At 55.9% G+C, this 26,149-nt stretch carries 17 protein-coding genes; 5 read left to right on the top strand and 12 right to left on the bottom strand.

Annotated elements, in window-relative coordinates:
• Nucleotides 1–9 precede the first annotated feature (9 nt).
• Complete coding sequence (gene xylB / locus EUU25_RS16400; RefSeq protein WP_158902908.1) at nucleotides 10–1,455, bottom strand: xylulokinase; 1,446 nt, start codon at nucleotides 1,453–1,455, stop codon at nucleotides 10–12.
• 287 nt (nucleotides 1,456–1,742) lie between these two features.
• Between xylB and EUU25_RS16405 the strand changes: the two genes are divergently transcribed.
• The gene (locus EUU25_RS16405) at nucleotides 1,743–3,149 is read left to right on the top strand and encodes a sugar porter family MFS transporter (RefSeq protein WP_158902910.1); all 1,407 of its coding nucleotides are present in this window, start codon (nucleotides 1,743–1,745) and stop codon (nucleotides 3,147–3,149) included.
• A gap of 50 nt (nucleotides 3,150–3,199) precedes the next feature.
• On the opposite strand, the gene EUU25_RS16410 is transcribed toward EUU25_RS16405, so the two are convergent.
• The 4 genes from EUU25_RS16410 to EUU25_RS16425 are packed head-to-tail and all read right to left on the bottom strand — an operon-like array spanning nucleotide 3,200 to nucleotide 9,122.
• Complete coding sequence (locus EUU25_RS16410) at nucleotides 3,200–4,702, bottom strand: tryptophan halogenase family protein (RefSeq protein WP_158902912.1); 1,503 nt, start codon at nucleotides 4,700–4,702, stop codon at nucleotides 3,200–3,202.
• A gap of 1 nt (nucleotide 4,703) precedes the next feature.
• On the bottom strand, nucleotides 4,704–6,209 hold the full coding sequence (locus EUU25_RS16415) for a tryptophan halogenase family protein (protein WP_158902914.1): 1,506 nt from the start codon (nucleotides 6,207–6,209) through the stop codon (nucleotides 4,704–4,706).
• Nucleotides 6,206–7,654 carry a tryptophan 7-halogenase gene (locus EUU25_RS16420; protein ID WP_158902916.1) on the bottom strand — a complete coding sequence of 483 codons (1,449 nt, stop codon included), beginning with the start codon at nucleotides 7,652–7,654 and terminating at the stop codon, nucleotides 6,206–6,208. The genes EUU25_RS16415 and EUU25_RS16420 overlap by 4 nt, the downstream gene beginning before the upstream one ends.
• Nucleotides 7,614–9,122: a tryptophan halogenase family protein gene (locus EUU25_RS16425; protein ID WP_158902918.1), complete on the bottom strand. Its 1,509-nt coding sequence runs from the start codon at nucleotides 9,120–9,122 to the stop codon at nucleotides 7,614–7,616. The genes EUU25_RS16420 and EUU25_RS16425 overlap by 41 nt, the downstream gene beginning before the upstream one ends.
• 179 nt (nucleotides 9,123–9,301) lie before the next feature.
• Between EUU25_RS16425 and EUU25_RS16430 the strand changes: the two genes are divergently transcribed.
• A complete protein-coding gene (locus tag EUU25_RS16430) occupies nucleotides 9,302–12,661 on the top strand; it encodes a TonB-dependent receptor (RefSeq protein ID WP_158902920.1) in 3,360 nt (1,119 codons plus the stop codon).
• A gap of 58 nt (nucleotides 12,662–12,719) precedes the next feature.
• On the opposite strand, the gene EUU25_RS16435 is transcribed toward EUU25_RS16430, so the two are convergent.
• From EUU25_RS16435 to EUU25_RS16445, 3 genes are read right to left on the bottom strand one after another with little or no spacing between them, the layout of a single operon-like run.
• On the bottom strand, nucleotides 12,720–13,424 hold the full coding sequence (locus EUU25_RS16435; RefSeq protein WP_158902922.1) for a DUF6445 family protein: 705 nt from the start codon (nucleotides 13,422–13,424) through the stop codon (nucleotides 12,720–12,722).
• A 35-nt stretch (nucleotides 13,425–13,459) separates the two neighbouring features.
• Nucleotides 13,460–14,605 (bottom strand): endo-1,4-beta-xylanase, encoded by a 1,146-nt coding sequence (locus EUU25_RS16440; RefSeq protein ID WP_246162807.1) that lies wholly within the window; start codon nucleotides 14,603–14,605, stop codon nucleotides 13,460–13,462.
• Nucleotides 14,606–14,618: 13 nt separating this feature from the next.
• Nucleotides 14,619–17,000: a glycoside hydrolase family 3 N-terminal domain-containing protein gene (locus tag EUU25_RS16445; protein WP_158902926.1), complete on the bottom strand. Its 2,382-nt coding sequence runs from the start codon at nucleotides 16,998–17,000 to the stop codon at nucleotides 14,619–14,621.
• A gap of 162 nt (nucleotides 17,001–17,162) precedes the next feature.
• Between EUU25_RS16445 and EUU25_RS16450 the strand changes: the two genes are divergently transcribed.
• On the top strand, nucleotides 17,163–18,218 hold the full coding sequence (locus EUU25_RS16450) for a LacI family DNA-binding transcriptional regulator (RefSeq protein ID WP_158902928.1): 1,056 nt from the start codon (nucleotides 17,163–17,165) through the stop codon (nucleotides 18,216–18,218).
• Here EUU25_RS16450 and EUU25_RS16455 read toward each other — a convergent pair.
• From EUU25_RS16455 to EUU25_RS16470, 4 genes are read right to left on the bottom strand one after another with little or no spacing between them, the layout of a single operon-like run.
• A complete protein-coding gene (locus EUU25_RS16455) occupies nucleotides 18,208–19,869 on the bottom strand; it encodes a glycoside hydrolase family 43 protein (RefSeq protein WP_158902930.1) in 1,662 nt (553 codons plus the stop codon). The two genes, EUU25_RS16450 and EUU25_RS16455, sit on opposite strands and share 11 nt — an antisense overlap.
• A 20-nt stretch (nucleotides 19,870–19,889) precedes the next feature.
• The gene (locus EUU25_RS16460; RefSeq protein ID WP_158902932.1) at nucleotides 19,890–20,777 is read right to left on the bottom strand and encodes an aldose 1-epimerase; all 888 of its coding nucleotides are present in this window, start codon (nucleotides 20,775–20,777) and stop codon (nucleotides 19,890–19,892) included.
• Nucleotides 20,770–21,909, bottom strand: a complete 1,140-nt coding sequence (locus EUU25_RS16465) for a hypothetical protein (RefSeq protein ID WP_158902934.1) — start codon at nucleotides 21,907–21,909, stop codon at nucleotides 20,770–20,772. Before EUU25_RS16465 ends, EUU25_RS16460 begins: the two co-directional genes overlap by 8 nt.
• 6 nt (nucleotides 21,910–21,915) lie before the next feature.
• Nucleotides 21,916–22,911, bottom strand: a complete 996-nt coding sequence (locus EUU25_RS16470) for a glycoside hydrolase family 5 protein (protein ID WP_246162809.1) — start codon at nucleotides 22,909–22,911, stop codon at nucleotides 21,916–21,918.
• Between the two features lie 105 nt (nucleotides 22,912–23,016).
• Between EUU25_RS16470 and EUU25_RS16475 the strand changes: the two genes are divergently transcribed.
• Entirely contained in the window at nucleotides 23,017–25,515 is a 2,499-nt protein-coding gene (locus tag EUU25_RS16475) for a glycoside hydrolase family 3 protein (RefSeq protein WP_158902936.1), read from the top strand.
• On the top strand, nucleotides 25,512–26,149 hold a 638-nt coding region (fsa, locus tag EUU25_RS16480; protein ID WP_158903521.1), incomplete at its 3' end, for a fructose-6-phosphate aldolase. The genes EUU25_RS16475 and fsa, both read left to right, overlap by 4 nt.

Below are 26,149 nucleotides of genomic sequence, written 5' to 3' on the forward strand. Positions count from 1 at the left end.
TAGTCTCTCCTAAAATGATGTCTTCAGATTCTGGTAAAGCGAACGGAATTTCGGCATCCGTTCGGCATAAAGCTCACCCAATCGGTCGTCGGGTTCTTCGACGTGCAAAATGGGAGGAGCGGCACAAATTGTTTCAATGGCGGAACCTGTATCGGCCAGTTGCGCAAGGCGCGCAGCGCCATAGGCAGGGCCAACTTCGCCGCCGTCGCGATAAATGAGCGGCCGACCTAAAACAGAGCTGAGGATCTTGCCCCAATAGTAGGATTTCGCGCCGCCCCCGATAACGGTGATGCTATCGATATGCGCGCCGCTGTCGGTAAGGGCGTCCATACCATCGCGAAACGCGAAGGCGACGCCCTCCAATACCGCCTGTCCGATTGCCGCAGCATCGCTTTCATGGGTCAGTCCGAACAGCACGCCTTTGGCGCTGGGGTCGTTATGCGGCGTCCGCTCACCGGACAAATAGGGGAGGAAAACTTCGGTTGAAGCGGGCGCGCCGCGCGCCTCTATGGCCGCAAACAAAGTGCCTGCATCGGGCAAGCCACACAAACGCACAGCCCAGTCGACGCAACTCGCAGCGCTCAATATGACTGACATCTGGTGCCAACGGCCGGGCAGGGCATGGCAAAAGCTGTGCACGCCACCCGCTGGATTTGGGGTGTAGCCACCATTTGCCAGAAACAGCACGCCCGATGTGCCCAAAGAGAGAAAAGCATCGCCCGGCCGAACGACACCAACGCCGACTGCACCAGCCGCATTGTCGCCGCCGCCAGCAACAACAGGAACGCGGGCCATACCCCAAGCCTCCGCGAGCTCTGCCCGCAATTGGCCCGTTATTTCGTTGCCCTCATATAATTTGGGCATATGGCTTCGATCGAGGGCCGTTGCCTCCAGCATGACATCGGACCAATTGCGCTTGCCGACATCCATCCACAATGTGCCGGCACTGTCCGACATGTCGGATGCGCGTTCACCCGTCATACGCAGCCGCACATAATCCTTAGGCAACAGGACGGTTTTGATTTGTGCAAATATTTCGGGCTCATTTTCCCGTACCCACTGCAATTTGGGTGCAGTAAAGCCGGGCATGGCACGGTTGCCCGTGATCTGCCCCAGGTCCGGAACATCTCTTTCCAAAGCCGCGCACTGGTCCGCGCTGCGACCGTCATTCCACAATATTGCCGGACGCAACGCCTTGTCATCGTTGCCCAAAAGGGTCGCGCCATGCATTTGACCCGAAAGGCCAACGGCCTTCACCGCATGCCGCTTTTTCAGGTCGAGGTCGCTGACGGCGCTGTTGGTTGCGGCCCACCAATCGGCCGGGTCCTGTTCCGACCAGAGGTCATGCGGACGGGAGACGGACAAAGCAGCGGTGGCAATTTCCACAACCGTACCGGCTTCATCCATCAATACCGCTTTGACGCCGGACGTGCCGATGTCGATTCCCAAATACATAGACTCAAACCCTCTCCCTCTTGTCTGCAACCGTTATCAGGAGAAAAAAGGTAGCGCTAACATTTTTTTAGTTTGATATATAAGATACTGAAATACATAAGTATAAAAAGAACGACACAAAAATGCTATGAGCCCAAATAAAATTTAGGCAGGATTTTCGAACTGTCCTAAGTTCTCGCCATTGACACCAGCAGCGTTTAACTGCACATCAATTGCGGTAGCGCTACCATAAAGCGCGCTTGGGAACCGCCGGATATGATATGCCGGCCTATCGGGAGAGGTTTTTGATGACAGAAAAGTCAGGAGAGCAGACGAATCTGCCATTCGTGGTCGCAATTGTCGCCGTAGCGACGATCGGCGGCTTATTATTTGGATATGACAGCGGCGCGGTCAACGGCACGCAGGATGGCCTGAAATCGGCCTTTCAACTGAGCGATGAAGGACTGGGCTTTACCGTCGGTTCCTTGCTGCTGGGTTGCATGGCAGGCTCTTTTCTCGCCGGCCGTCTCGCCGACGCGTTGGGCCGCCGCAATGTTATGATGCTGGCGGCTATATTGTTTTTGATCGGGGCCATCATCCAGGGTTTTGCCCATGAGCAGCTGATCTTTGTTTTCGCCCGTTTTATGGGCGGTATGGCGGTTGGTGCAGCCAGCGTCCTCTCACCTGCCTATATATCGGAAGTCGCACCCGCCAATATTCGCGGACGTATGACAACGATCCAGCAGATCATGATCATCACCGGCCTCACGGCTGCGTTTGTCGTGAATTATGCCCTCGCACATAGCGCCGGTAAATCGACCGAGATATTCTGGGGCGGATATGAAGCGTGGCGCTGGATGTACTGGATGCAGGCTATTCCAGCCGCAATCTTCCTGGTGGCATTGTTCTTCATACCCGAAAGCCCGCGCTATCTGGTGTCCAAGGGTCGCGATGCCGAGGCGAAGGTGGTTCTGGGCCGTTTGTTCGGTCAGGGGTCTTCCGAAAGCAAACTCGCCGATATCCGTGCAAGCTTTAACGAAGATCACCGCCCACGGCTTGGTGACGTCATGGCGTCGGGAACCTTATTCCGGCCGATCGTATGGGCGGGATTGTTGCTCGCGGTTTTCCAGCAGCTCGTCGGCATCAACGTGATTTTCTATTATGGAGCCACATTGTGGCAGTCCGCCGGATTTACTGAAGATCAGTCCTTGCTGATCAACATCGGTTCGGGTGTCGTGTCGATTGCGATCTGCTTTTTTACGGCAGCCTTTGTGGACCGTATCGGCCGCAAGCCATTATTACTCATCGGCTCGCTGGGCATGGCGGTAACCTTGTTCGCGATGGCCTACGCCTTTTCGAACGGTACACTCGACGGTGCAGGCAAGCTGCAACTTTCGGATAGTGACGGCGTGATCGCGCTGGTCGCCGCCAACCTGTATGTGATGTTCTTCAACGCCAGCTGGGGACCGGTCATGTGGGTCATGTTGGGGGAAATGTTCCCCAACCAGATCCGCGGCAGCGCGCTGGCCGTTTGCGGCCTCGCCCAATGGGGTGCCAACTATGCCATCACCCAGGCGTTCCCGATCATGCTGGCAAGCCTGGGCCTCGCCATCAGCTATAGTTTCTACGGGGCCTGCGCCTTGATCAGCTTTTTCCTCGTGAAGGCCTTCATCAAGGAAACAGCCGGGAAGGAATTGGAACAGATGGAAGGCTGATCTTCCACGCAATTAATAGAAAAGGCCCGCCTCGACAGCGGGCTTTTTTTTTATGCAGCACAGTTTTCGCGGATGAAGTCCCGATGCTTGGGCATATATTCGGCCGAGTTCGTCACCGCCGTCTGAATCTGGTGCAAACGGGACTGCGTTTCTTCGAGCGATAAAAGCTGCGCCACGGGATCGAAGGTGCGCGGCTTCATCAATTGGCCGGTCATGACCGCGAACCAGCTGGTATCGTTGAACAGTTCCTCATTCTCGCGAAAGCAGCGGCCGCTATTTTCAAAAACGGCAATCTTTTCCGCCAGACGGTCTGGCACTTCCATATTGCGGCAATAGTCCCAGAATGGCGTGTCGGTACGTTCTGTTGCCTTATAGTGCAGCACAAGGAAATCCCGGATTTCTTCGGTTTCCGTCGTAATGACGCGGTTGTAACGGTCGATGTCGACGGGGTTGAAACTGCGGTCCGGAAAATTGGACAGCAAACGCGCAATGCCGCTTTGGATCATCCAGATACTGGTCGATTCCAGCGGTTCCATGAATCCCGAAGCCAGGCCGATGGCCACGCAATTCTTCACCCAGTGTCTTTTTCGATGCCCGGTGGTGAATTTGATAATCCGGGGCTCGGCAAGCGGCTCGCCATCCAGATTGGCGAGCAGGGTTTCGCGGACGGCTTCGTCGCTGATGAAGTCGCTGCAATAGACATAGCCATTGCCGATCCGGTGTTGCAGCGGGATGCGCCACTGCCAACCTGCATCGCGTGCGGTCGATCGGGTGTAGGGCGTGATGTCTTCGACGCCAGAGCAGGGGACCGCCATGGCGCGGTTGGCGGGAAGATATTTTGACCAGTCGACATAGCCGGATTTGAGCGCCCCTTCGATCAGCAATCCATGAAAGCCCGAACAGTCGATAAACAGATCTGCCTCGATGCGGCCGCCATCTTCCAGTTCAACAGCTTCGATAAAACCGCTTTCACCATGCTGGAGAACGCGCGTGATCTTGCCCTCCCGCCGTGTCACTCCCGCTGCTTCGGCATATTCGCGCAGGAACAATGCATAGAGTCCGGCATCGAAATGAAAGGCATAGGAAATCTGCGACAAGGGCGAGTTTCCAGCGTCGATTGGCCGCATGAACTTTCCAAATTCGGCCGCTTTCGCCTGAATGGAATATTCGTCGATCCAGGGTGCGAGACCATCCTGATAAAGCCGTTGCCAATAGGCGTGGAAAGAAACCCCTTCCATGTCGACACCATATTTGCCGAAAGGGTGGAAATAGGTGTGCCCTTTCCGGCCCCAGTCGACAAACTGGATACCCAGCTTGAAACTGCCTTTGGTACGGCGCACGAAATCATTTTCGCTGATGCCGAGCATCCGGTTGAAGATGTTGATCTGGGGGATGGTCGCTTCGCCAACGCCCACGGTGCCGATGGCGTCGGATTCAACCAATGTGATTTTGGCATAGTCACGGCCCAGCACTTTTGCGAGCGCGGACGCCGTCATCCAACCGGCGGTACCACCACCCACGATTGCTATGCTGCGAATGCGGTTGTCGGTCACTTCAAACTCCCTTGCAATGGCGCATGATATAGTCCGCATGCGTCGGCATATTGTCGGCAGCTTGCCGGAATGACTGGCCCATAGCGGCGAGCAATTTCTTCATCGGACCGTCGGGGACAGCATCGACAAGCGGGTCATATCCGGTCGGGATCAGGCCCTGGCCGATCATGACTGCGGTCCAATTGGTGTCGGTAAACAACTCGTCCTCATAGCGGAACAGGCGGCCACGGCCGGCAAAAAGATCGATCTTGCGGCGCAAACTATCGGGAATTTCCATCGCCGCACATTGCCGCCAGAACGGTTCAGACCGTTCGTTGAGCTTGTAATGCAAAATCAGAAAATCGCGGATATGCTCCCATTGGGATGCGGTCAGCCGGTTATACTCATCGCGCTCATGCGCTTTGAAATCCTTGTCCGGAAATAGAGCGAGCAGCTTTGATATGCCCGCCTGGATCAGGTGGATACTCGTGGATTCCAGTGGCTCCAGAAAGCCGCCCGCCAATCCGAGTGCCACGCAGTTTTTGTTCCACGCCAGCTTGCGGCGGCCGGTTACGAACTTCAGCGGCCTTGGTTGGGCAAGCGGTTCTGAATCGAGATGCCCCATCAAGATCCCGGCTGCGGCGTCGTCCGAAAGCTGGCTGCTGCAATATACCAGACCGTTACCCGTGCGGTGCTGGAGCGGTATGCGCCACTGCCATCCGGCCGCGCGGGAGGACGAACGGGTGTAGGGCAGCAAAGGCTCGGTTCGTGCGGTCGGGACTGCAAGCGCCCGGTCGCATGGAAGCCAGTGGGTCCAGTCTTCATACCCCGTTTGCAGGCATTGTTCGATCAGGAGCGCGCGAAATCCGGTGCAGTCGATGAAGAGTTCGCCCTCAATATGCGTGCCGTCGTCCAGCACCAGGGCGGAGATAAAACCGTTGGTGGAATTTTGCTGGACCTGTTCGATCTTGCCTTCACGGCGAACGACGCCGCGTTCTTCGGCATAGGAGCGCAAGAAATTTGCGTAGAGTCCGGCATCGAAATGATAGGAATAGTCCAGCGCTGGCCCGGCGGGTCCCGGGATATGTTCCGGCCGGTCAAACCGGTAATGGCGCGCGGCCACAGCAGACATATTGAACTCGTTCAGCGGTACGGCAAAACCGAGCTTTTGAAGTTTCAGCCAGAAGTGGTGAAACTTGATGCCATTGATGTCATGACCGTAGGGGCCGAAGGGATGGAGATAGGCTTCTCCTTCACGTTGCCAGCCGTCAAATTCGATACCCAGCTTGAACGAGCCCTTAGTCGCGGCAACAAATGCATTCTCATCAATGCCCAGCATCGCGTTGAAGGTTTTGATGGGGGGGATGGTTGCCTCGCCAACACCGACGATACCAATCTCGTCGGACTCGACGAGCGTGATGGAGCTTTCCTGCATGGGCAGCATTTTTGAAAACGCCGCGGCCGCCATCCAGCCTGCGGTTCCGCCACCTGCTATGACGACTTTCCGGACGGGACCTGCTCCGCTCATGCTGCAATGGCCTTTAGCGATTGCAGATAGGATTGCTGCTGTGGCAGGGATGAGACCGCTTTCAGCATGACCGAGCGCACCCGCTCGAAATGCGCTGCAATCGCGTCGCGAGCGATGCCATTTGCGACGACATCATAGCGCCGGGGCCGGATGTCTAATGCTTCGAAAAGCGCGATCCAGTCCCATGTTTCGAATGACTCTTCGTCATATAAAGCCACCCTGCCGCTTGCTTCATAGGCAGAAAGGCGGTGTGCAAGACGTTCGGGAACCGGAGGAGCGGAGGCATCCTTCTGCACAAAATGAAGTATCGCGTAATCGCGCGCGTTTTCGAGTTGCTCGATTGTTTGCCGATTATACTCGGACGCCTCCACCGAAGATTCCAGGCTGTGCGGGAAAAGGTCGAGCAGGCGGGACAGGGCGGTGGCGACCAGATGTAACTGGGTCGACGCGACAGGCTCGATGACCGCGGCGGCACCCCCGATCGCCAGACAATTTCCCGCCCAAGGCGTGGCAATGCGGCCGTTGGTGAAGGTGTAGGATCCGGCCGTGCCCGATCCCGCGCCGCGGCTGATAACAAGCTCTTCGACCCGATCCTGGCAGGAAAGAAAACGCTGCCACCCGTCTTCATGCGCTTCGATATGTGCATAAAGGGGAGGGGGGGAATTGGAGGGTGTGACCGAAACCCGCATGTGGTTATGGGGGAGCCACGCACTCCAGTCTTCAAATGCATAGCCCGGCATGTGACTGGCCAAAAGGCGGGCCTGACCGCTGCAGTCCAGGAAGAAATCGCCTTCTACAACTTGGCCCGAAGATAGCCGAACCGAGCCTATCCGGTCCTTGGTATCGAAATGAACGTCTTCCAGGTCGCCCTCGATGACCGATACGCCCCTCTGCTTCGCGGCATTCTGGAGATAGTGCCGATAACCATCGACATGGAGATGAAGGCCATGCGCCATGGTCGACAAAACCGAACGGCCATCGCCCTTGTAAGGTGCAAAACGCCCCGTCTGCGCGCAGAGGGCCCCTACAGAATAGTTGGCAAGATTTATCGTTGCTCCATCCGCCCTCATGCGCGCCATCAGATGATGAAATGCCACAGGTCCCAGATTGGCACCCACCTCGCCATAGGGATGAAAGGCAACGGCACCGGCTGCCCTCCAATTGCTCAACGCTCTCCCGAGGCCGTAACTGCTCCCCGTGTGCGCCACCATATGGTCTTCATCAATGTCGAGACGCGCATGCAGTTCGGCAACCGACGGAAGCGAGGCTTCAATCGCGACGGGAAGGCCGAGGGAATCATCAATACCGCCTGAGTCGACCAAAATGACCGCACAGCTGGTTTTCGCGGCCAGCGTTAAAGCGGCCAGCCATGCTGCCACCCCGCCGCCAACAATCACAATTCTCTCAATGGGCATGGGCGCCAATCTGCCGGATAAAATCAGCATGGGTTGCCAACCCTTGAGCCGCAATGTGGCAATCGGATCGCAGGCGATCGAATTTGGCCTGCAAGTCTGCTTCCGGAATAGCCTCTCCCAGCGGATCATTGTTTTGCGGGATTACGCGCTGGCCGAGATAAACGGCGATCCAGCTAGCATCGAGAAACATGCCGTCCCGGTAATTCACGACGACACCACGCTCGCGAAACATATTGATCTTATGCGTAAGGGAGTCCGGGATCGGCATCGTCCGCACATAATTCCAGAACGGCGTGTCGTCGCGTTCGGTCGCATGATAATGCAGGATCAGGAAATCACGAACGCGCTCATATTCCAGATCCATCAACCGGTTATATTCCGACGCCAGCGCAGGATCCCAGCTCTGATCCGGGAAAAATTCAAGCAATCGGCCGATAGCAAGCTGGATCAGGTGGATGCTGGTGGATTCCAAAGGCTCCAGAAATCCGGCGGATAAACCTATGGCGACGACATTTTTTGACCATTGTTTGCGACGCTTTCCGGTGACGAAGCGCAACTGGTTCAATTTGGCCAATGGCGCGCTTTCCAGTTGATCCACTAATGTGGCTGCTGCCACATCGTCCGAAATATAGTTGCTGCAATATACATGTCCGTTGCCGACGCGATGCTGTAATGGGATGCGCCAGATCCAGCCGGCATCTTGGGCGGTTGCCCGTGTATAGGGTGTCAAAGGACCGGCGGTTGCGCAGGGTACCGCGACGGCGCGGTCGCACGGCAACCAATGTTGCCAGTTTTCATATCCGCTCTGCAATGCGCCTTCGATCAGCAAGCCACGAAAACCCGAGCAATCGACAAAAAGATCGGCAGATAGTGATGTGCCATTATCCATCTGCACCGATTGGACAAATCCACTCTCGGATTCGAGTGCGACGTCGATGATTTTACCTTCATGGCGCTTCACGCCGCGTTCTTCGGCATAAGCGCGCAGATATTTGGCATAAAGACCCGCATCAAACTGGAAGGCATAGGAATAGGTCGACAGCAGCGAATCGGGATCCTCGGCAGGATAGGCGAAGCGACATGCGCGCGCCGCCATCACCGGTAAGGAATAGTCTTCAATAGGATGGCCGCCAGATGCTCGTTGCATGCGCGCCCAGTGCTGGTGGAAGGCGACTCCCCCAATGCTTTCGCCAAAGGCTCCGAAAGGATGGATATAGGAATCGCCTGCACGGGCCCAATTGCAAAATTCGATCCCCAATTTGAACGTGGCCTTGGTCTTGGCCATAAAATCTGCTTCGTCGAAGCCGAGCTTTTGGTTGAAAAATCGGATGTGAGGAACGGTAGCTTCGCCAACACCGACGGTGCCGATCTCTTCCGATTCGACCAGATGAATCGCGTATTTCTGCCCGGAAAGCATATGGGAAAGCGCCGCAGCCGTCATCCAGCCGGCAGTTCCCCCGCCTACTATGACAATGTTTTCGATTGGCCGATTTGGCATATCAACCCAGAACCTCCCCGATTTTCTTGTTCTTCGTAATCTGCAAGATGAAGCATTTTCATTCTTGCGAAAGCGATAAATATGCACTACTCCAAAAATAATGGTAGCGCTACCGTTAGAATTGCGCACCATAATGGTAGCGCTACCGTAAACACGGCGCAAGGAATTGGGAGAGGTTCATGATTGGGAATTCTGCTGCTGCGGCACAACATTTGTCGTCTGACATAAATTTACGTGCGACGCTTCGCGCTGGCGCCTCCGGGCTCGCGCTTTTTGCTACAATGGCTTCTATGCCCGCCTTGGCGCAGGATGCATCCGAAACTGCACCGCAAAGTGATGCGACGGAAGAAGCGATCGTTGTTACCGGTTTCCGCGAGTCGCTCCAGAGCGCTCAATCCCGCAAGAAGAACGCGGATACGATCGTCGACTCGGTGACGGCTGAAGATATCGGCGCATTGCCCGACCGTTCGGTTACCGAAACCCTGCAGCGTATCCCAGGTATCTCGATCAACCGCTTTGCAGCAGGCGTCGATCCCGACCACTTCTCGGTCGAAGGTTCCGGCGTTGTTGTCCGCGGCCTCACCTATGTCCGCTCCGAATTCAATGGTCGTGAGGCGTTTACGGCCAATAATGGCCGCGCTCTTGGCTTTGCCGACGTTCCTTCCGAGTTGCTCGGCGGTGTGGACGTTTTCAAAAGCCCCTCTGCCGACCGTGTTGAAGGCGGCATCGCGGGTGTTGTGAATCTGCGTACCCGTCTGCCTTTTGACAAAAAAGGACTGGTCATCGCCGGTTCGCTCGAATTGAATTATGGCGATTTCGCCAAAAAGGAATCGCCCACAGGCGCTCTTGTCCTCAGCAACACTTGGGACACAGGCATCGGTGAAATTGGTCTGCTTGCCAGTGTGTCTTATTCGCAATTGTTCTCGCGCGCAGACCGCTTCCAAGTTTCAAGCTTCCGGGTTCGGCCGATTTACTCCAATGGGACGCGGACCGATGTTGTTCCGTTTACGGGCGCGACCCAAACAGGCAGCGGCATTTTCCCGCGCGGTGCGGTCTTGGGAACCCAGGAATTTGACCGTGAACGTTATGGCTATGCAGCTGCGGCGCAATGGCGCAGCAATGACGGCAATATGGAGGCGACATTCCAGTTCCTCCGTTCAGATGCGCGCCAGGCATGGACCGAACGGACCATGGAAATCGCCACCGACAATGTGGCGAGCAACGGCGACTCCCGTGCTGTAGCCGGAACTTCTATCGAGTTTGACGATAGCGGCCTGTTCTCCAGCGGCGTTATCACTGGCCCGACGGGTTGGCGCGATGACCGTCAGAATGACGGTTTGTTGCGGACGCCTATTTTGGGCTTGCAGTCGAACAACATCCGGCGCGACAATGAAAACCGTGCTGTGACATCCGACTATGCGTTCAACTTCAAATGGGACGTCACCGACAATTTTGCGTTGAATGTCGATTATCAGCATGTCGATTCATTCGTGAAGGTGCGTGACAACACGCTCTGGATTTCGACCTATCAGGATGCCTCCATTCAATTGAACGGATCTAAATTCCCGACCGTGGCATTCCAAGCACCGCAGAATTGTACGGTCGTTCCTTGTCCCGGAACCCCGGGGAGTGCCGGTGGAACGGTATTCTTCAATGATGATGACGAGTTCCCCGCCTATTACACCGGGACGCATCAAAGTTTCTCCGATCCATTCAACAGCTTCTACCGGTCTGCGATGGACCATTTTGAAGACAGTGACGGAAACAGTGATGCCCTTCGCATCGATGGCGAGCTGACATTCCCCGAAGATGGGTTCTTTAAAGCGCTTCGGGTTGGCGGTCGCTATGCTGATCGTGATCAAACGGCCCGGTTCTCTGTTTATAACTGGGGTGTGCTCAGTGAACAGTGGGGCAACCGTGGCCCTGTGTGGCTCGATGAGAATGTCGACGGTATTCAGGGTGGAACCGGCGGTACGCCTCCGCAGGGTTATGAAGAATTCTGCTTCGATGGCTTCTTCCGCGGTGCCGTACAAAACCCGCTCAATGGATCGTGCCGGTTGTTTTACGCTGGAAACACCGTCAAGGATTATGAAGGCTATGCGGCCTATGCCAACAACATTGTCAATGAATGGAAGGCTGGACCGCAAACAGGCGGTGGTGGTGGTTGGACGTCACTGGCGACCCGTCCCGGTGTCATAGCCGGTACGCCCTATCGCCCCGGTGAAATCAACGACCAGAGCGAGACAAATACTGCGGCTTATGTGATGCTGCGTTATGGTCACGAATTTGACGGCGGCGCGAAGCTTTCGGGCAACATCGGCGTGCGTTATTCCAAGACCAAGCGGGATTCCCAAGGTTTCCGTGAGTTCGGTGTATCCGGATTTGTGGATGACGCGTCCTGTGCGACGCAGCTGGCATCGGCAACCGCCGCTGCGCAGCTCAGTGGCCAGCCCGCCTCCATCAGCGCGTTCTGCGCAATTACGCCCGCGGAGCGGCAGCAAGCACGTAATTTCCTGAATGGCGCGCTTGTTCCGAGCACCGTGCAGTTGGATTACGAATATGTTCTGCCAAGCTTCAATGCGAAGCTCGAGCTGAATGGTGGCCTGCAACTGCGCGCTGCTTACTTCAAGGGTGTGGCTCCACCGGAATTTGGATATGTACGTAACTATTTCCCTGTGAATCTGGACACAATTACCAATACGAACCCTGATGGTTCGGCGATTGTGCCAACTGTAAGTCCGACAGGTGCGATAAACACTGCTGGTGCCCGCTTCCAAAGCAACTTCGTGGCAGGAAATCCCTTGTTGAAGCCAACGACGTCGGACAATTTCGACTTCACGGCGGAATGGTATTTCTCGCAAGTGGGCCAGTTGACCGCATCGGTTTTTGCAAAGCGCCTCTATGGGGTTTTGACCAACGACATCGTGCGGACCGACTTGAGCAACAATGGCTCGACATATTCGGCGGTTATCACGTCACCGGTTAACTCCGATCGTGTGGGTACAATCCGGGGGCTCGAGCTTTCCTATCAGCAGGTATATGACTTCCTGCCCGGCTTCCTGAAGGGCTTGGGGATCCAGGCGAACTATACCTATGTGAAGAGCAAGGGTGTGCCGCAGAGCACGTTGTCCGCAACCGATCCCGACGTGGCAGCCGGCCGGCAGCCGACCATCGGCGGCTCGTCCTTCCCGCTGCAAGGCTTGTCGAAGCATCAGTTTAACATCACGCCCTTTATCGATATCGGGCCTGTGTCGGCTCGTGCATCGTACAACTGGCGGTCTCGTTATCTCTTGACGCTGCGCGACGTGATCACGCCCTTTGATCCGATTTTCCAAGAGTCTTACGGACAATTGGATGCGTCGCTGACCTGGTCCGTAACGGATAACATCAAGGTCGGCATCCAGGGCGTTAACTTGCTCAACTCGGTCACGAAAACATCTGCGGCGGTCGAAGATCAGAATGGAGAAATCCGTCTTGTACCGCGCGGTTGGTACATCAATGACCGTCGCTATACCGCGATTGTCCGCTTCAACTTCTAACGGAATCTGAGTTCATCCTCCCTGAGCCGTCGCCTTGCAAAAGGCGGCGGCACTTTTTTTATGGGCGGCGGTAGGCGATGAACAGGTTGGCCGTAAGACGGCCGAAGCGTGGATCAGGGTCCAGCGGAACGTCTGCAGGTATGACACCTGAGTGAAGCATATTGCTCCTGTAGAGAATGAGCCGGTCGAAGCGTGCCTCGATATGCGCGGTTTGCGTATAGCCGGGAGTTGAAGGTGCCATGTAGCCCGACATTTCCGGCATTTGCGCCAGCATTGCATCGCGCACATCTATCCAACGCGCAGCACGCTCTGGACCAACGGATTCATAACCGGTTTTGTCTTGCCTGTAAAAGGCGGTGCCACCCAGTTGTGCAGCGTATAGATAGTGGACGACCGCGAAGTGCAGACTGTCCGTCGTATCAATATGCGGGACCTTCTGCAGCGGCTGAAGATCGCTTGGCGCGGTTGTTAAGATAGAGAAAAAGCACTCTGCTTTCGCCAGTTTTGCGCCGTCAATGCGGTAGGTGTTGCGGATGACAGGATCAAGCGCGCGAACCACACCCTCGACATAATCGAGCGGCATGGGTGCCCGAATACCGGGATAAAGATTGCTGTCTACGCCAATAAACTCGGCTTCGTTCGCGGCATAGCGGACCAGAGCCGACGGGTCCTGAAGCACGTTGTCGACTTGGACGAGGGCTGCTTCTTCCTGCCCGATCTTCAGAATATCCAATTGCGAAGAGGGGGAGGGCTCAAAACGCATACGCGCCTCCCGCAATGTCGTTGCCGCTTATTGTTTTATCGCGCGGGCGCCGATGCGAAGGCCTGGGCAAGTACCGTATGCAAGGGCTTGGACTTGAATTCGCTATCATAAGGGCAGGGCCTTTTCGGCTGGCCGTCGGTGCGCGTCGGTTGAAACTGCTGAAGCCAGGAATAATTGTCGCACAGCCCCCAAGCCAGCACATCTTTCAATTGGGGATAGCTGAACATGAGATCAAGATAGCCCTTGGCATAGGCGGCGACCGATTGATCGCGTGAAGCGATATCTGCGGGCAAGGCCTGATCGTTGACGTCGAACTCGGTCATCAGCAGATGATATCCCATGGCGGTGACCTCATCGATAAACTGGCGCCATTCACGCTCCTGCTTTGGACCGGTGCCGGTAGACGGATCATAAGTATCGATCCGGATATGCGACTGGACGCCCAGGGCATCGACAGGGACGTTGCGCTTTTTAAATCCTTCCAGCAGCTTCAGAACACCGGCGCGATGTTTTTCATTGCCGGGCTCCCAGCTCATATAGTCATTATAGACAAGCTCTGCGTCGGGCAGCTGTTCGCGGGCTGTGTGAAATGCGAGGTCGACCAATGTCTCTGTGCCGCCGATGGCGCGCGACAAGGCAGTTTGCGCCAAGGTGGAATCTTCCAGCACCGTTTCGTTGACCACATCATAGCTGAGGATCTTGCCGCGATAACGGTCGGTCACGGTCTTGATATGGGTGGTCAACAACCGCTCGGCTTCGCGGACCGGAGTGGCGCCAAAGTCATAAGCTTCCAGCCATGCAGGTTGCCACTGCGGCCGGTGCCAGAGCAATGTATGGCCGCGTATGGCGAGAGCGTTTTTCTCCGCAAAGGCGACAATGGCGTCAAAAGGTCCGAAGTTGAACGCATCAGGTCCGGGGCGCAAAGCTTGCCACTTCATCTCATTTTCCGCGACCAGCATGCCGCAGTCGCGCTGCAGCAATTTGGCATATTGCGGATTGCGATATGATCCCGATTGTTCGTTGCCAGCGCTCACTGCGGAACCAAAACGCATTCCCTTGGATTTGGCGGCATGATGTAATCCGGAACCATGCTCATGCGCCCAGGCTGCATCGCGGCCAAGGCCGATCGCTCCTGCCATGGCGACCATCGAGGCAAGTGTTTCCCGCCGTGAAAGCTTCATCTTCATCTCCTACTTATTCGGTAATCGTCAGTGTGGCGCTTTTCACATTGGCAGAACTGTTCCCCGCCATGATCTCAAAGTCGCCCGGCTCGACAACGCGCTGCATTTTGTCGTTCCAGAAATGGAATGCATCCGTGCCTAGCGTGAACGAAACATCGCGTGTTTCCCCGGGTGCCAATGTCACCCGCTGGAACGCTTTCAAATCCATGACCGAACGTGTCACCGAACTCACTTTATCCCGCACATAGATCTGAACGGTTTCATCACCTGCACGGTTGCTGGTATTCTTCACCGATACGGTAACCTTGACCGAGCCGTTGCGGGCAATGGTCGGGCTGGACAGAACGGGCGCGCCCAGCTCGAACGTCGAATAGCTGAGGCCGAACCCGAAGGGGTAAAGCGGCGATTTGTCTGCAAAGAGATACCCTCGGCGCGCGGTCGGTTTGTGATTATAGGTAAAGGGCAACTGCCCAACGCTGCGCGGAAAAGTCACCGGCAGTTTTCCGCCGGGGTTGACCGTTCCAAAAAGCACATCGGCCACAGCATTGCCGCCTTGTTCGCCCAGATACCAACCTTCCAATATCGCGTTGGCTTCGGTCGAAATCTTCGTGATTGAGGCCGGCCGGCCATTGATCAGCACAACGGTAATGGGCTTGCCCAATGCGCGTAAGGCATCGAACAGCTCTTGCTGCTCGCCGACCAGGTCCAAGCTGTCGCGATCGCCGAGATGGCTTTCGGCCCAGCCTTCACGGCTGGTCTGTTCGGTATCGCCCAGCGTCAGGATAATCTGGTCCGCGCCCTTTGCTGTTTCCACAGCCTCCGCAATCAATTTGCGATTTTCAGCCGGGTCGGCAAGCTTGACCTCGTCCGCCCACCAATCATCATTCTCGGTGATCTTTACGCCTTGGGCAAACAAGATCGTTGCGCGGTTCCCCACCTTGGTTTTGATGCCTTCCAAAATGGGCACGGTCACGGGTGGCTGGCCATAATAGCCACCGAGACGTGCAACATTGGCACTCGGTCCGATGACGGCAATTTTAGGTTTCGTGGTGCCTAAGGACAGCGGTAATGTTCCGTCATTCTTGAGCAAGGTGATTGAACGCTGCGCCGATTTCAACGCCAGCGCGCGGGCATCGGCGTTGTTCGTGATTTTCACGGCAGCATCTGCATCCGCATAAGGATTTTCAAAGAGGCCAGCGCGGAATTTCATATCCAGCATCCGCCGCACAGCCTGATCGACGGCCGCTTGGGAGACCTTTCCACTCCGGACCGATTCCGCCAATGTCGAAAAGGACGCGCCGGTAGGCAAGTCAGAATCAACCCCCGCCGCCAAAGCCAGAATGGCGGCCTCCGACTTGTCCTTGGCAAGTGCATGCCGTCCGGCCAGTTCGTCAATGGCGTAATAATCGCTGACGACGGCACCTTTGAAACCCCATTCGCCCCGCAATACATCGCCCAGCAACCATTTGTTTGCATGGCTGGGGACGCCGTCGATTTCGTTATAGGAAGCCATCACGGCTTGAATGCCTGTGCGCCGCACAACCTGTTCGAACGGCGGGAAGAAATATTCGCGTAAGACACGTTCCGAGATGGAAGCCGGCCCCACATTGGTTCCGCTTTCCGGCTGGCCATGGCCGGTGAGATGCTTCAGCGTCGCAAAGACTTTTCCGGGTGCCAAGACCGAGGCCTTGTTCTCACCTTGCAGACCTTCGACGGCGGCAACCCCCAATTCCCCTGCCAGATAAGGATCTTCGCCAAACGTTTCTTCAATGCGTCCCCAGCGCGGGTCGCGGGCCACATCGACAACCGGTGACAATGCCAAATGCACGCCCCGTGCCCGTATCTCACGACCAATGACGACATTGATTTCACGCAAAAGCGCAGGGTCCCAGCTTGATGCCAGGGCGATCGACTGCGGGAAACTGGTGGCGTCGAGGGCCGCATAGCCATGCAGACCTTCTTCATGCATCAAAATGGGAATACCCAGCCGTGTTTTCGTGATTGCATGCTTTTGCATGGCATTCACCAGGCGGATGGTCCCTCGTACATCCCGCCCTGCGGCTATACGCGGCGATGCCGGGCCTTTCGCGTCGGAGGGACGGGCAAATTGCCCGATTCCGTTGGGAAACTTTGCCGACATTTTTACCGGGTCAAATTCACCCTTATCATCGAAAATTTCGGGCTTATTGTCCCAGATGGTAATGATTTGCGCAATTTTCTCTTCGAGTGTCATGCGGGCCAAAAGGTCATCGACCCGTGCCGCAATGGGTGCGTCTGGATTCTTGTAGGTCGCCGATGCGGGCACTGCCGTTTGCGCAAATGCGTTGCTGGATGAAATAGCCGTAGCCGGCACGGATGCCGCGCAAAGCAATAGTACGAGTGCAGGTAATTTCATCGTTTCTCTCCTCTTCAAGCGATCACAGCCGCCTTTAATGTTAGCGCTACCATGAACGATTGTGCGATGCACGTCAATCTTTGACATGCATCATTGCATCATACTGGAAAAGCACCGCAAAGCGTGGCATGGCGTCTAGGGTAAGGGGGAATGGATAGGAATATGGGCAGGATCCAAAAATCACCGCGCGCGCAGCAAGGTGGGGCGACGATTGCCGACGTGGCACGTGCGTCCGGGTTTTCACCGATGACCGTGTCGCGCGTGATTAATGGCGAGCGGAATGTGAAGGATTCGACCCGCGATGCCGTGATGGAGGCTGTTGAGAAACTAAACTATTCTCCCAATCTGGCCGCCCGAACCCTTGCCGGGGCGGAGCAGATCCGGATTGCAATGCTCTACGGAAATCCCAGCTTTGCCTATCTCAGCCGCCTTTTGGTTGGCACCTTGGAACAAGCACGCAAAAGCCATGTGCAGTTAGTCATTGAACAATGCGATGAAGGGCAGGACATACATGACGTCTTTGCCGACCTCATCGAAAGTGGTGTCGATGGCGTCGTATTGTCACCGCCTCTCTGCGATTCTCCCAAGATGCTCGAACTGATCCAGAATACCGATGTCACATGTGTGGTCGTCGCCAACTGGTGCCCGCCGGGCAAAATGTCTGTTGTCTATATTGATGACGTCGAGGCTGCGGCCACCATGACCCGGCATATCCTGTCTTTGGGGCATAAGCGGATTGCCTTTGTGAAGGGAAATCCCGAGCAGAAGGCCAGCCACCAACGGTTGAAAGGTTTCGAAATGGCGATGGCGGAAGCCGGGATGCCGATCGATCCCGAATTAGTCGTGGATGGTCTGTTTACCTACCGATCCGGTCTGGACGCGGCGGATAAACTGCTTGATCTGGCTAATCCTCCGTCAGCGATTTTTGCGAGCAACGACGACATGGCGGCAGCGGCCATAACCGTTGCCCATCGGCGGCATTTGGACGTTCCCAAAGATGTGACAATCTGTGGCTTTGACGATACGGATTTTGCCTTGTCAATTTGGCCCGAACTGACAACCATCCACCAACCTATCGCCGATATGTCCCGTGCGGCAGTAGAAATTCTGGTCGACCGGATCCGGGCCAAAAGGTCGGGCCGCCCCACCCCGCGCGAAGATCGAATGCTCGACTTTACTTTTGTGCGGCGGGAATCAGATGCGCAGCCTAATTCATAACATCGGTTGAATAGAGGCCGACCACCGTTCCTGTGAACAACAGGATGTCATATTCCGTTGCCAGCAACCGGGCGTCGGCGTCCGTCAGCACGGTCGTCCAATTGCCATTTCCGTCGGCATAGGCAAAGTCGGCTGCCGCACCCTTGATATGCATCTTCAACCGGATATTTGATGTGCGCAGCGGCTCCAGCGCTTTTTCAAAAAGTACCACATCTGCACCCGCCGTGCCTTTCAGGCCTTTCGCTGTAATGACGAGCTTTCGGCCCGTAGCACCCGTTTCGAGACCAAAGATAAATTGATGCCCTTCATCGGCAATTGCAGCCAATCCGGCTCGCCCATATTGGTTTGCCGAGGGCAGGGCGATTGTCGTGCTAATTTCGGCATTACGGTGCCGAAGACGCTGCCCTATAAATTGCGGTCCTGTTCCACGTAGCACAAGGCTCCCTGGCTTTTCTGTCAGGTTAAGCCATTCAGATGCAGGCGCTTTGCGTGCGAGCCATTGGGGACCCAGTTTGGTGGCGTTGAAGTCTTCGACCCATTTTGAATAATCGGTTTTCTGGTGTGTGCGGGGTAATGTCGGCCGCTTTACCCGCAAGGGCACCGCTTTCCCTTGGGGCAGGATTTCCGGCCAACCATCTTTCCAGTTCACCGGCAGTAAAAATGTTTCGCGCCCTAAATTGGTAAGGTTGCGTTCGTAAGGCCGCGTAGCCAGAAAAACCGCCCACCATTTGTCGCCCGGAAGATTGACGAAGTCGGCATGGCCGGTTGCGTAAACCGGCAGCGGTCGGGCCGGGTCGAGATCACGCTGTGTCAGGATCGGGTTGTTCGGCCCCGGTGTATAGGGACCTGTTACATTTTTGCTGCGGTATATGGTTTGGCGGTGATCGTCCGACGTGCCGCCTTCAGCCGCCGTCAGATAATACCAGCCATCCTTTTTGAATATATGTGGTCCCTCACTCCATATCGGCTTTTCCTCGGGCTTTACGCCGCGATCAACCAACACCGTGCGAGGTCCGATTACCTTGGATTGTGCAGGATCATATTCCTGTAACCAAAGGGCGCGATGCCCATCATATTGCGCAGGCCCCTGCGGTTCGTCGTTATTGGTAATCCATACCCGGCCGTCCGTATCAAAGAACAGATCGGGGTCGATTCCTGTCACCGTGTCCAACCATATGGGCTTGCTCCAGGGACCTTTCGGATTTTTCGCCGTGATGATGAAATTTCCGCCACAGTCGATGCATGTCGTAATGATGTAAAACAGGCCTTTGTGGTGACGGATCGTCGGCGCAAAAATTCCGCGGTTGATTCCGACCGCAGGAAGTTTGAAATCAGCGCTGTCCGGGATTGCGTTCCCGATCTGGGTCCAGTTCACCAGATCACGGCTATGGTAGATAGGCAGGCCAGGGACCCAGCCGAAGGACGAGTTCACAACATAAAAGTCCTTCCCCACGCGCACGATGCTGGGATCAGGCTGAAAACCGGGAAGTATCGGATTGCGATATTCATTGTCGGTTATCGGCAGCGCATCTTCGTCGGGATTGCTACCCTGATACTCCATCGACAGGAACTCGACGGAGTTTCCAGGCGCTGCCCAAGCGGAGGGTGCGATCAAAAGCGCAACGGCAAAAGGCAGTAATGTGCGAAGCATGGGCTCTCCGGTCTTTGGTGTCAGAGGGACTGCGCCGGCACTGCCGACAATATGATGCTCGACCGGTAACTCCCGCCAGGCGGAACGGTGGGCATCGCAGGTTCGTCCGTTGGACGGTTCAGGGCATTGTTAATATGCGGAACGGGTTCGAAACAGAATGATTCCCCATGCGGCGGTATGTACAGCACAGCCGCCGGCATGTTCGATTCTATTTGAAGACCCAAAGGCCGGTCCGGCCAGAGGATACTGGCAACGCCATCCCACTGTGCAAAACAATGATCTATGTTCTTGCCGGAGACAGGCTCGCCTTCCTGGAAATCATAAACCCCTTCCGGCGTAAGCATATCAGTTGGCAAAGCCATGTGGTCATTCATGAGCACGCGTTTGGCCTTGAACTGCAGAAAAGCACCGTCCTGATCAAAATAGGGATGATGGCCAAAGGCGAGCGGTGCGGGTTCTTCCGATAAATTGAACGCTTCGAGCGTTATTTCGAGCCGGTCCCCATCCAACCGGATATGTTGGGTTGCGGAAAAGGACCAAGGCCAACGGCTATCTCGTGTGTGGCGATACCGCATCACTGTTTCGGCTTCGCTCATCCTTTCAGCATCCCAGCAGGACGTCCATCCCACGCCATGGATTGCATGGGGTTCCGGGCTGAAATTAGGATCCAGACCGATTTCTTCGCCCATCCAGTTAAAGCTGGCAAAGCCGATCCGATTGGAAAAGGGGACCAGCGGGAAGGACGCAAAACGCAGCGGGTCGCGCGACCCAAGCGCGGCTGCATCGGTCGATCGCAGCATATTTTGGCCGCTAACGGTCCACGCCACAATAGCTCCCCCTACTTCCGGGCACAGGATGCAGTCGGACGAACCATGTTTCAGATAGAGAGTCTCAGGGTTGCTATTCATTGGTAACTGCGATGGGTCCTGATGTGTTGAGCACATAAACTTGGCCGACTTCAATCGCTTGCGCTGCGGCACCAAAATGCAGTGCCACGGCGCCTTTACCTGCAGCAATGGTCGTGGATGCTTGTGTCTTCAATTGCAGCAACTTCCAATTCGGGCCCAAGGTCAGGACATTATCACCAAAACCGCTATAGGGCGCTTCATTCAATTGAACACGAATTCCCAGCTTGCTGGTTCCATCCCCAGAGCCACCCGGCGCGGTGCGTGCCAATACGCCGATCAGCAGAATATCGTCCTCTTTGACTTCTTCCAAAATGGGAATGGCGGCACCAACATCATAAGGTTGTGCGGCTGGAGCCGATGTGGTGACCCGTAATGCGGTTCCACCTGTGCCTGGGATATTGGGCGAAGCTATGGTCATATGTGTCGCACCCGGTCCGTAAACCGGCCAGTCCTTATTGGACGGATTATTGATCAGCCTTCCTTTGCCTTGCAGTTGCGGCAACAAATCCGTGGTCGCGGATTGGACCGCCTTGGTCGATTTTGCGGTCAAAGATGTAGCGCCGGCCACGACGATTGTCTGGCCGATTTCCAGCACCTGTTTGGCGCCCGCCAGCTGGAAGCCGACGACAGCCTGACCTCTGGAAATGGAGCTGGTTGCTTTTGCCGAGACTTCGTAAAGCTTCCAATCCTTGTCGATGACAAGCGTTGTGTCGCCAAACCCGGAATATGGCGCGATATTCTGTTGAACGCGGACGCCAATGCGTCCCTTTCCATCGGAGGTGTCCGCTGAAACCGTGCGCGCATAAAAGGCGACGACAATATCGGTTCCGGCCTTGATGGACGTGGTGATGGGGGCATTGGCCCCGACTTCGAACAGGGTTGCACCGGCTTTCGGTACGGTGATTTGCAACGCCGCCTTGCCGCCCGGAATATCTTCGCCTTTGACCGGCTTGCTTGTCTGTCCGGTGCCGAAAATCTGCCAATCGAGCCGTGTCGGGTCGTTGATGAGACTGCCGGGCAACGCATCGTCAAGCGCCTGCAATTCTGCCGTGGGTTGGTCGTCGAACGCAAGGGCGGTGACAGGATATGACGCCGCAAACACCGCCAGCGCAAGGAAACGCATCTTGGTCATCGGCTCTTATTCCTTCAGACCCATGGCATCGCGCATACCGGGTACCCACGCTTTCTTTTCATGATCCCACAGCGGGAAGGTGTTCGTATACGCCCAGGCGCACATGCCAATTCCGATTTCGTCAAATGCGACCCGGACAGCTTTTTGATATTTCACCCGCTCGTCAAGCGACGCCGTGGTGTGTGCGCCGAATTCGCCCATAAAGGGTGTTTTGCCGGTCCGCGCAATATACTCGCGCACTTTCTGGACGTCGTCTTTCAGCAGTTTCTGATCCTCAGCACCGCCATAGGTGCGGCCCAGGGGTGGCGATGGATCGACCCAGCTCGCCCCCTGATGGGTGAAGTTGAACGGATCATAATAGTGGAAAGTCGGAACGATATTGGGATCGTCTGGCAAGTTCAGCGTTTTGAGCGAATTGATCCCACTCCAGAATTCCCCGCCGATGATGACCGGGCGGGTCGGATTGGTCTTGCGGATTTCGACGAGCGCAGGTGTCAGCACTTTCAGCAAATTGCTGTCGTTGAACTTGTCGTGCGGCTCATTTTCAATTTCAAACCACAGATGTGCTTCTGGTGCGTCCGCGAACTGTGCTGCGACCTGGGTCCACATGGCCGCAAGCTTTGCGATATTTGCGTCGCTCGGGTCCTTGTGGATCTCTTCAAAATGGTGGCTGTTCAAAATGACGTTCAGACCGGCGGATCGCGCATCCGCAACCACTTGCTTGACCCGCTTCATGAAGATGGGATCAATTGTATGGGGGGCGTCCGTGCCTGCACGGGTGGACCAGCGCACGGGCAGGCGGATTGTGTTGAACCCGGCCTTTGCGATCCGCGTAAAGTCTGCCGCATCGATTTTCTTGCCGCCCCAGGCACCTTCGGTGGGTGTTTCGAGGCTGTTGCCCATATTGACGCATCGGCCGACGGGAAGACTGTCGGTCTTGGCCATGGCGGGTACGGTCATTGCCGATGCCATCAGGGCCATGAAGTATAGGTGGTGTTTCATGCTGCTTAGGTCCTCTCCACGTCATTGCAGTCGTCAACTTTACGCAAGGGTCTTGACGCCCTTCTCGATTGTGATAGCGCTACCACAATAAGCAGGAGAGGTTCAATGCGTAAAATTCTGGCGACAGCATTGCTGTGCACAGCGGCTTTTTCGACCGCAATTATGGCAGAAAGTGAACGTTCACGCAGCAGTGTGGCCACTCCAGCGCTATGGCCAAAGGTCCAGAATCCCGTCGCCGAGGATCCGGCAATCGAGGCGCGAATCAAAGATCTTCTGAGTCGCATGTCGATAGAGCAAAAGGTCGGCCAGATCATTCAGGGCGATTTGGCGAGCACCACCCCGGAAGACATGTACAAATATCACCTCGGGTCGGTATTCAATGGTGGCAATAGTGCGCCGGGTGGAAAGCAGTGGGCACCGGCACCCGAATGGCTCGCCGACGCTGACCGGTTTTACGATGCCTCGATGCGCCCCCACGGCAACCTGCCGCTGATCCCGATGACATGGGGAAGCGACGCGGTGCACGGCCATAACAACGTGACCGGCGCGACCCTGTTTCCCCATAACATCGGTCTTGGCGCGATGCGTAATCCGGAACTGATGCGGAAAATCGGCGCGGCTACAGCGGTGGAAATGCGGGTCACCGGTCTCGACTGGACCTTCGCACCAACCTTGGCGGTCGTCCGCGATGATCGCTGGGGCCGGACCTATGAAAGCTATTCCGAAAACCCCGAAGTGGTCGCAAGCTATGCCGGACCTCTCGTCGAAGGGCTGCAAGGCAAAGTGGGAACGAAGGAATGGCTTAAGGGTGCTCATATCGTAGCGACCGCCAAGCATTTCGTCGGTGATGGCGGCACTGATGGCGGGAAGGATCAAGGCGATAATATCAGCAGCGAAGAGGAGCTGCGCGACATCCAGGCGGCGGGATACCGCCCGGCGATAGAGGCGGGCGTGCAATCTGTCATGGCAAGCTACAACAGCTGGCACGGCGAAAAAATGCACGGCAACAAATCAATGCTCACGGACATATTGCGGGGACGCCTCAGCTTCGGCGGCTTTACCGTCGGCGACTGGAACGGCCACGGTCAGGTAGCAGGATGCAAAACGACAAATTGCCCCGCTGCGTTCAACGCGGGTCTCGACCTATTCATGGCGCCCGATAGCTGGAAGGATTTGTGGATCAACACAGTCGCGCAGGTCAAGGATGGTACGATATCCCAGACCCGGCTTGACGAGGCAGTAGCGCGCATACTCCGGGTCAAACTGCGGGCTGGCCTGTTCGAGTCAGGCCGCCCATCTTCGCGGCCCTTGGCGGGTGAATTTGACAAGATCGGTTCGCCGGAACACCGTGCGATTGCCCGGCAGGCCGTGCGGGAATCGCTTGTTCTCCTGAAGAATGAAGATGCGGTCTTGCCGTTGAAAGCAGGTCAGAAGATCCTGGTCACAGGCGACGGCGCCAGCAGCTATATGAAACAGTCGGGTGGCTGGACTTTGTCGTGGCAGGGAACCGGCTTGCCCGACTCCGAATTTCCCGGTGCCACAACGATCGGCAAGGGATTGCTCGATGCGGGTGGCCAAAATACGATCCTCAGCAAGGATGGCGCCTATCGTGAGAAGCCGGACGTGGCGGTGGTCGTTTTTGGTGAGGATCCTTATGCCGAATTTCAGGGTGATATCCCGGATCTGATCTTCCGCGACAAATCGGACAATCTGGAGCTTCTTCGCAAGTACAAGTCCGCGGGAATTAAAACCGTCGCCATATTCTTGTCCGGTCGCCCGCTTTGGGTGAATCATCATCTCAACGCGTCGGACGCATTTGTCGCGGCCTGGTTGCCGGGGTCGGAAGGCGGCGGCGTTGCTGATGTGGTGTTTGGAAAAAGTGACTTCAAAGGGACATTGCCGTTCAGCTGGCCGAAACTTGCAACGCAATATGTACTGAATGTCGGCGACAAGGACTATGATCCGTTGTTCGCCTACGGCTATGGGTTGAGCTATGCAAAACCCGGAAAAGTGGGGAAACTGAGCGAAGTCAGCGGTCTGGCCGCAGGTGCCGAATTGCCGGTGGGAACGTGGTTTGAACGTGGCAAGACGGCACTGTCGCTCGACTTTTACCGCGCTGGCGCAAATGACCTGGAAAAACTGCACAACGGAATTGGCACTAATGGAGATTTTGTGCGCAGCTTCGCTGTGGATCGAAACCGCCAGGAGGATTCACGCCGGTTCTTATGGACCGGAACAGGCGAAGCAACGGTCGCGCTGGCAGCAACACAACCGCTCGATCTCAGCCGTGAAACCAATGGTGCGGTTGCCATCGAGATCGACTATCGCGTCGACGCAATTAGTGGCGGTCCTGTAAAAATTGCAGGATATAATGCAGGTTTGAAACCGGCAGGCTCTGGACTGGATGTCACGTCCCGCCTGCAGTCGGAACAAGGTAAGGGCTGGCAGACGATGTCCATCGCGCTGAGTTGCTTTGCCAAGGCGGGTCTGGATATGTCCAAAATGCAAATTCCGCTGAGCATTCGGACCTCTGCCAAACTCGACTTATCAATCTCGCGCATTGCGCTTGGAACATCCACAAACGGAACGGTAGCCTGCCCATGAAATTTTTTGCCGACACAGCCGAAATTGAAGATATCAAGGAATTGGCGGCGACAGGTTTGCTGGATGGTGTGACGACCAATCCGTCGTTGATCGCAAAGTCGGGCCGCGACTTTATCGAGGTAACGCGCGAGATTTGCTGGCTGACCGATGGGCCAGTATCGGCCGAGGTTGTAGCGCTTGACCATGCCACGATGATGAAAGAGGCCGAGATATTGCGCAAGATTGCGGACAATGTCTGCATCAAGGTACCGCTGACCATAGATGGCCTCAAGACATGCAAGGCGCTGACAGGCGAGGGGACGATGGTCAATGTGACCTTGTGCTTTTCGGCCAATCAGGCGCTTCTGGCCGCAAAAGCAGGCGCGAGCTTTATCTCGCCCTTTGTTGGGCGGCACGACGATAACGGCTTTGACGGGATGCAGTTGATCAGCGACATCCGTCTGATTTACGACAATTATGATTTCGGCACCGAGATTTTGGTGGCGAGCGTCCGCCATGGTATCCATGTTCTTGAGGCGGCGAAGATCGGCGCTGATGTCATGACCGCACCGCCTGCCGTCATCAAGGGACTGTTCAAGCATATCCTCACCGACAAGGGCATTGAAGGCTTCCTCGCCGATTGGGCGAAAACAGG

Origin of the sequence: Sphingorhabdus lacus, from assembly GCF_009768975.1 — a bacterium.
In the GTDB taxonomy this organism is placed as follows: Bacteria; Pseudomonadota; Alphaproteobacteria; order Sphingomonadales; family Sphingomonadaceae; genus Sphingorhabdus_B; species Sphingorhabdus_B lacus.

Coding starts and splice junctions, on each gene's coding strand:
- EUU25_RS16415 (WP_158902914.1), bottom strand. CDS start 6,209: ATGAGCGGAGCAGGTCCCGTCCGGAAAGTCGTCATAGCAGGTGGCGGA.
- EUU25_RS16430 (WP_158902920.1), top strand. CDS start 9,302: ATGATTGGGAATTCTGCTGCTGCGGCACAACATTTGTCGTCTGACATA.
- EUU25_RS16425 (WP_158902918.1), bottom strand. CDS start 9,122: ATGCCAAATCGGCCAATCGAAAACATTGTCATAGTAGGCGGGGGAACT.
- EUU25_RS16440 (WP_246162807.1), bottom strand. CDS start 14,605: ATGAAGCTTTCACGGCGGGAAACACTTGCCTCGATGGTCGCCATGGCA.
- EUU25_RS16435 (WP_158902922.1), bottom strand. CDS start 13,424: ATGCGTTTTGAGCCCTCCCCCTCTTCGCAATTGGATATTCTGAAGATC.
- xylB (WP_158902908.1), bottom strand. CDS start 1,455: ATGTATTTGGGAATCGACATCGGCACGTCCGGCGTCAAAGCGGTATTG.
- EUU25_RS16465 (WP_158902934.1), bottom strand. CDS start 21,909: ATGACCAAGATGCGTTTCCTTGCGCTGGCGGTGTTTGCGGCGTCATAT.
- EUU25_RS16460 (WP_158902932.1), bottom strand. CDS start 20,777: ATGAATAGCAACCCTGAGACTCTCTATCTGAAACATGGTTCGTCCGAC.
- EUU25_RS16420 (WP_158902916.1), bottom strand. CDS start 7,654: ATGCTGATTTTATCCGGCAGATTGGCGCCCATGCCCATTGAGAGAATT.
- EUU25_RS16475 (WP_158902936.1), top strand. CDS start 23,017: ATGCGTAAAATTCTGGCGACAGCATTGCTGTGCACAGCGGCTTTTTCG.
- EUU25_RS16405 (WP_158902910.1), top strand. CDS start 1,743: ATGACAGAAAAGTCAGGAGAGCAGACGAATCTGCCATTCGTGGTCGCA.
- EUU25_RS16445 (WP_158902926.1), bottom strand. CDS start 17,000: ATGAAATTACCTGCACTCGTACTATTGCTTTGCGCGGCATCCGTGCCG.
- EUU25_RS16470 (WP_246162809.1), bottom strand. CDS start 22,911: ATGAAACACCACCTATACTTCATGGCCCTGATGGCATCGGCAATGACC.
- EUU25_RS16450 (WP_158902928.1), top strand. CDS start 17,163: ATGGGCAGGATCCAAAAATCACCGCGCGCGCAGCAAGGTGGGGCGACG.
- EUU25_RS16455 (WP_158902930.1), bottom strand. CDS start 19,869: ATGCTTCGCACATTACTGCCTTTTGCCGTTGCGCTTTTGATCGCACCC.